The sequence below is a fragment of the Clostridium paridis genome, assembly GCF_016765615.1.
GTDB classification, from domain to species: Bacteria; Bacillota; Clostridia; order Clostridiales; family Clostridiaceae; genus Clostridium_T; species Clostridium_T paridis.
The window spans coordinates 261276-267958 of record NZ_JAESWA010000023.1; the positions used below are offsets into that span (position 1 = coordinate 261276).

A 6683-nucleotide genomic window follows, 5' to 3' on the forward strand; every position below is an offset into this window, starting at 1 on the left:
AAAACTTTGCGGTTGGTGGATTTTTCAGCGTGTCTTGAGACACAGCCAGGAATATGCCCTTATAGGGCTAGAGCATGCCACCCGTTTTACGGGTGGTCATGACTTATATAAATTTATGGATTGAAATACATATACATAGGAAAGGATATTTAATATGAGAAATAAAAAAGATAGTTTAATAGCATACTTTATAAAAAATGAATATTTTAGTGGTGTACTCCTACTATTTTGTACGATTCTAGCATTAATAATAGCTAACTCTAATTTTGCATCTGTATACAATCATTTACTTCATGAATATTTAACTATTGGATATAAAGAGTTCTCAATATCAATGTCAGTTATGCATTGGATTAATGATGGATTAATGGTGATATTTTTCCTTGTAGTTGGTATGGAGATAAAAAGAGAACTAGTTATTGGAGAGCTTAAGTCTTTAAAAAAAGCAATTTTACCAATTTCTGCTGCTATTGGAGGGATGATAGCACCAGCAATTGTTTATATTCTATTTAATTACAAAGAGCAAACTATTTCAGGATGGGGAATTCCTATGGCAACAGATATTGCATTTGCCATAGCTATACTATCATTGGTAGGTAGAAAAGCACCAAAAGGTATTGTTGTATTTCTTACAGCATTGGCCATAGTTGATGATCTAGGAGCAATTCTAGTAATCGCTATATTTTATACGAACCAAATTGACTTTGGATCTTTATGTATAGGAATAATTACTCTAATAGGATTAATTATTGCAGGTAGATTTAAAGTCAAATCTAAACTTTTATATACAGTTGGAGGCTTAATACTATGGATTAGCTTTTTAAAATCAGGTATACATGCAACTATTGCTGGAGTGCTTCTTGGAATGGTATTACCAGTTGGAGAAAACTCTGAAGAGTTTCAGGAATCAATGTTATATAAGTTTGAACATATACTAACGCCTTGGTCTTCTCTAGTCATTATGCCAATTTTTGCATTAGCTAATTCAGGTATAACTATTGATTTTAATAGTTTTTCAATAATTATACTTTCTCCTGTTAGCTTAGGAATTATATTTGGTCTTGTAATAGGTAAGCAGTTGGGTATATTTGGTGTATCCTACATCCTAGTGAAATTGAATATTGCTAAGCTTCCATCTCATGTAACAAAAAGACATCTTTATGGAGCTAGCGTGCTAGGAGGAATTGGATTTACAATGTCATTATTTATTTCTTCACTAACTTTTTCAAGTGATATTGATTTATTGGCAGCAAAAACGAGTATTTTATGTGCATCAATTATATCAGCAGTGTTAGGAACAATAGTTTTTATGTTTATAGAAATTAAGGAAAAGGTTAAGAGAGTATAAAACAAGAAGAATAATACATATAATTTAACTATGTTTAATCTGTAACAATTTGATGAAAGAAAACAATTGAAAAATTTTCAAAATTTTGTTTAAATTAAATTAGAATATATTTAGGGAGGAAGACATATGGCTCAAAATATTGATTATGTTATACATGGAGACGATATGCAATTTGTAGAAGTTATGTTAGATAGTAATGAGACTATGATTGCAGAAGCAGGAGCGATGATGATGATGGATAATTCTATTCAAATGGAGACAACATTTGGAGATGGAAGTTCAAATCAAGGTGGATTTATGGATAAATTATTCTCTGCAGGAAAAAGAGTTATTACTGGGGAAAGTTTATTTATGGCTACCTTTACCAACAGAGGTTATGATAGAGCTATGGTATCTTTCTCAGCACCTTATCCAGGAAAAATTTTGCCAATTCATCTTTCGCAATATGGCGGAACACTTATATGTCAAAAGGATTCTTTCCTATGTGCTCAAAAAGGAACTCAAGTAGGGATAGCATTTACTAAAAGATTTGGAGCAGGACTATTTGGGGGAGAAGGCTTTATACTTCAAAAGCTTCAAGGAGATGGGATTGCATTTGTACATGCTGGAGGAACTGTAATTGAAAAAGATTTAGCTCCAGGTCAAGTGCTTAAGATAGATACAGGATGTATAGTTGCAATGAATTCATCAGTAGATTATGATATTCAATTTGTAGGTGGATTTAAAAATGCATTATTCGGCGGAGAAGGTTTATTCTTTGCAACATTACGAGGTCCAGGTAGGGTATGGATTCAAAGCTTACCGTTTAGTAGACTTGCATCTAGAATGATGTCTGCAGGAATGGGAGGAAGAACAGGAAGAGAAGAAGGCAGTATATTAGGTTCACTTGGCAATTTCTTAGATGGTGACAACTAATAAATAATGTTAGAAAGATGATAATTTATTGAGATTTAACTTTAATAATCATTAAAGTTAAATTTCTTTTTTTGAAATTATTAGGGTAGTTTTTGAATTAAAAGTAATATAAATAAAAGTACATATTTAATATTTAGGTGGTAATTATGAAGAAAAAAATGATATTTTCAATTATTCTATTTTCAAGTATACTAATTCAAATGAAAACTGTACATGCAGTTGAAGTTGATTCGATAAAAGGAAAAGATAGATATGAAACAGCTTGTATGATAGCACAGAAAATGAACTATACACAAGCAATATTAGTAAATGGGTATTCAATTGTAGATGGATTATCTGCAAGTGGACTTAGTGGAACTATGGATTCACCTATACTATTAACAGAAAAAGATTCTATACCAGAGAAAACATTAAATGCGCTTAATGGGGTTAATAAAGTATATTTAGTAGGAGGCGATGGTGTTATCTCTAAAAATGTAGAAAGAATTTTAAATATAAAAGGAATAGCTACAGAAAGATTAGGCGGAGCAGATAGATATTCAACCTCAATCGCTGTTGCAAATAAGATAGAATCTACAAAAGGGGTACAACAAATATTTTATGTTAATGGAGATATTGGACAAGCGGATGCAATGAGTATATCACCAGTTGCTGCAAAAAGTAAAAATCCAGTAATACTAACTAATGGAATATCAACAGCATATAGAAGAAACGTGGATTCTTATACAATTGGAGGAACAGGAGTTCTTGGTGCATGGTTTGATACTTTTACTACTAGATTAGGTGGCAAGAGTAGATTTGAAACTAATAAAGAAGTCATTGATTATTTTTTTCAAAATAAACAGCATGTTTATTTAAGTAAATCTGAGGAATTAATTGATGCATTAACATCTTCTGTAATGAAGGAACCTGTAGTTCTTATTGATGATTACTCAGATAAAACTGTGATGGCGGGAGCTAGAAGTGCTACTTCTTTAGGCGATATTAGCAGCATTGCTATAAGTCAAGCAAAAGGGTATATTTATCAGGAAAAGGTAGTATTCTATTCTCAGCATCAAGATGATGAGACATTATTTGCTGGTAGTGCAATTGTTGATGCAATTGAATCAGTGGGACGTGAAAATGTATACTTAGTTGTTGTATCAGATGGAGATGAAAGTGGAGTTTTTAATGGGGATAGGTATAAAAAACTAACTGTAACTGAAAAGGCAACGCTAAGAAATAATGAATTGAAAGCAGCAGATGAACAGTTGGGATTGGATATAAACAATATAATCTTTTTAAATGAACCAGAAAGTAATTGTAATTATGATGATTTAAGCAAAAAAGCTTTAGAATTTGAAAGCAAATTTACAAACGTTACACATGTTGCGCACACATATAAGTTTGATATTCATCCACAACATTTGAAATGTGGACAAACGATATATAATTTATATAAAGAAGGAAAGATTAAGGATTGTAAGTTTTTTGCAAGATCAGAAAAGGCAAATGAAATAAATCGTAATAATTTAATAGTGAATATTGCATATACAAACGAGCAAAAAGATAAGATCCTTAATGCAAGTAAGGAATATAAATTGGATAGAAAAGATATGATTAGAGAAGGTATTGGCTATAAATCAGTACCAAGTTTATTTGATGCTCTTGAGAAAGACAAATATGTAACCTCATATCTACATGAACCGGGGATATAATCTATTTACTAATAATAATTCTTTAATGTATAATATTATAATAACAAATTAGAGAAGGATAACAAAATGATATACGTAATTTCACCGGCTAAAACAATGGATTTAAAAAAACGATCGAAGATTGATTCAAATAAGTTACCTATGTTTATTAAAGAAGCGGAAATGATAATGGATGAACTAAAAAAGTACGATCCAGAATCAATCTCATCCTTAATGAAGATTTCGAAAAAATTAGCAGAACTGAATTTTTTTAGAAACCAGACATTTGATAGCACACTAATGAATACTAAAGAAGCTATATTTGCTTTTGATGGTGATGTTTATAAGGGATTAAATGTAGAAGAGTTTTCAAAAGAAGATATTTTATATGCTCAAGAGCATTTAAGAATTCTATCGGGATTATACGGGATAATTAAGCCACTAGATAGAATTAAAGAATATAGATTAGAAATGGGAACAAAACTTAAAATATCAAATCATAAAAATCTATATGATTTTTGGACAGAAAAAATAACTCTAGGGATTATAGAGGAACTTGAACATCAAAAGGATAATATATTAATTAATTTAGCATCAGAAGAGTATAGCAAGGTGATAAATATAAATAAAATATCTCATTCATTTAATGTAATTACCCCAATTTTCAAGGATTATAAAAACGGAAAATATAAAATAATAAGTTTTTATGCTAAAAAGGCAAGAGGATTAATGGCAAAGTATTTAATTGAAAATAAGGTTAAAAGCATAGAAGGGGTAAAAAATTTTAACCTTGATGGTTATAAATTTTCTCAAAATGAATCAAATAATTCACAATTAATATTTTTAAGAGAGTAATTGCTTGTTGACATTTCCCCTTGAGTGTTATTATAATAATCTAGTTGAAAAGAAAAGTCCTAGCCCATATAGATCTGATGATAAGGTTCAGATGTTTCTACGAGGATTCCGTAAAAGTTCTCTCTATGGGTAAATCAATGGTATCGCTTACCCAAGAGTGGCACCAGCTTTGGTTTACCTAAACAAAGCTGGTGCTTTTTGGCGCAACGAAAACAAATAATTAGATGATTAAATCTAATTTTTTTTATTTTACTTAGGAGGAAACATTGAGATGGATAATTCAAAAACTAATTTCTTTGAGAGAATGTTTAAACTTAAAGAGAACAAAACAAACGTTAAAACAGAAGTTTTAGGGGGATTTACAACCTTTGTAACAATTGCATATGCATTATTGGTAATCCCTAACATATTAAAATTAGGTGGAATGAATGCACTTGGATTAAAAGGTGATGCAGCAGCGAATTTAACAATTGCTTCAGATCCTGTAATAGGTTCGGCATTTGCTTCGGTATGTATTGCAGCAGCAGTTGGAACACTTATTATGGCTTTTTATGCAAATATGCCATTTGTTTTAGCACCAGGACTGGGCTTAGTAAGTTTCTTTACATTTAATATATGCTTAAAACTAGGTTACACTTGGCAACAAGGCTTAGCAGCAGTTTCAATTTCAGGTATTCTATTTATTGTTATTACTCTTACTTCAATAAGAGAAAAAATAGTTTATGCAATGCCACAAAATTTAAAATATGCAATAACTGCAGGAATAGGTTTGTTTATATCACTTATAGGTTTAAAAAATGGTGGAATTATTGTTGCAAATCCAGCAACTTTAGTGGCATTTGGTGATTTTAAAAATAGCGCAGTTATTTTAACTATAATAGGTATTATAATAATTGGAATTTTAATGGCTAGAAATATAAAAGGAGCCATGTTAATTGGAATAATAATAACAACTATAATTGGAATACCAATGGGAATAACAAAGTTATCAGGTATTCAAGTCTTTTCTTTACCACCAATAGGACAAACTTTCTTTGCTCAAGACTTTAAAGGATTATTAAGTCATAATGGTGGAGGAGTCTTAGGAGCTGCATTAACAATATTTATGGTGGTTATTACTTTAAGTTTAGTAGACTTATTTGATACACTTGGAACTTTAGTAGGAACAGCACAAACTTCCGGAATGTTAGATGAAAATGGAGAAGCTAAGAACTTAAGAAAATCATTATTTTCAGATGCTGTGGCTACAACTATAGGGGGAGCCTTAGGTACAACTACTTTAGCTACAGTGGTTGAATCATCAGCAGGTATAGCAGCAGGAGCAAGAACGGGACTATCAAATGTTGTTGTAAGTATTCTATTTGCATTATCTTTATTCTTTAGCGGACTAATTGGAATAGTTCCTCAAAGTGCTACAGCACCAGCACTTATTATAGTAGGTGTATTGATGCTAAGTGCAGTAAAAGAAATAGATTTTTCAGATTTTACAGAAGCACTACCAGCATTTTTTACAATTTCTATGATGCCATTTACATATTCAATTGCTAATGGAATAGCTGTTGGTATAATATTTTATCCAATTATGAAGCTATTAACAGGAAAAAGAAAAGACGTACATCCTATAATGTATGTATTAGCATTGCTATTTATATTAAGATTTATATTAATGCCAGATTAATATTAAATATAAAGAGGGACCTCTCAACATAGTTTGAGAGGTCCTATTTTTGTCCTAATTAAAACCACTTGCTATGCAAGTGTGTTCGGAAAAGCTTTAGCGGTGAGAAGGCAAAAAAACCTCCTTTTGTTAAAATAGAATTAAGGTTCGCAGCCAAATTCAAAAACAAAAGGAGGCATCCAAATGGATAATAACAGTTTAGCACACACCA

The 6683-nt window shown here is 30.9% G+C and carries 5 protein-coding genes and 1 riboswitch; all 5 genes read left to right on the plus strand.

Features of this window, described 5'->3' with window-relative positions; translation table 11 throughout:
- The first annotated feature begins 154 nt into the window (after positions 1-154).
- The 5 genes from nhaA (at position 155) to JK634_RS14385 (ending at position 6472) form a co-directional block, all read left to right on the plus strand.
- Entirely contained in the window at positions 155-1348 is a 1194-nt protein-coding gene (gene nhaA / locus JK634_RS14365; protein ID WP_202768365.1) for a Na+/H+ antiporter NhaA, read from the plus strand.
- A gap of 126 nt (positions 1349-1474) precedes the next feature.
- The gene (locus tag JK634_RS14370) at positions 1475-2263 is read left to right on the plus strand and encodes a TIGR00266 family protein (RefSeq protein WP_202768366.1); all 789 of its coding nucleotides are present in this window, start codon (positions 1475-1477) and stop codon (positions 2261-2263) included.
- 146 nt (positions 2264-2409) lie between these two features.
- Positions 2410-3960, plus strand: coding sequence for a cell wall-binding repeat-containing protein (locus JK634_RS14375; protein WP_202768367.1), 1551 nt, complete (start codon positions 2410-2412; stop codon positions 3958-3960).
- A 66-nt stretch (positions 3961-4026) separates the two neighbouring features.
- The gene (yaaA, locus tag JK634_RS14380) at positions 4027-4794 is read left to right on the plus strand and encodes a peroxide stress protein YaaA (protein WP_202768368.1); all 768 of its coding nucleotides are present in this window, start codon (positions 4027-4029) and stop codon (positions 4792-4794) included.
- A gap of 44 nt (positions 4795-4838) precedes the next feature.
- Positions 4839-4940, plus strand: a riboswitch (purine riboswitch).
- Between the two features lie 125 nt (positions 4941-5065).
- Positions 5066-6472, plus strand: a complete 1407-nt coding sequence (locus JK634_RS14385; RefSeq protein WP_202768369.1) for an NCS2 family permease — start codon at positions 5066-5068, stop codon at positions 6470-6472.
- Positions 6473-6683 lie beyond the last annotated feature (211 nt).

What these genes read in the sequence shown, in the direction of transcription:
- JK634_RS14375 (WP_202768367.1), top strand. Translation starts at nt 2,410, where the DNA reads ATGAAGAAAAAAATGATATTTTCAATTATTCTATTTTCAAGTATACTA.
- nhaA (WP_202768365.1), top strand. Translation starts at nt 155, where the DNA reads ATGAGAAATAAAAAAGATAGTTTAATAGCATACTTTATAAAAAATGAA.
- yaaA (WP_202768368.1), top strand. Translation starts at nt 4,027, where the DNA reads ATGATATACGTAATTTCACCGGCTAAAACAATGGATTTAAAAAAACGA.
- JK634_RS14385 (WP_202768369.1), top strand. Translation starts at nt 5,066, where the DNA reads ATGGATAATTCAAAAACTAATTTCTTTGAGAGAATGTTTAAACTTAAA.
- JK634_RS14370 (WP_202768366.1), top strand. Translation starts at nt 1,475, where the DNA reads ATGGCTCAAAATATTGATTATGTTATACATGGAGACGATATGCAATTT.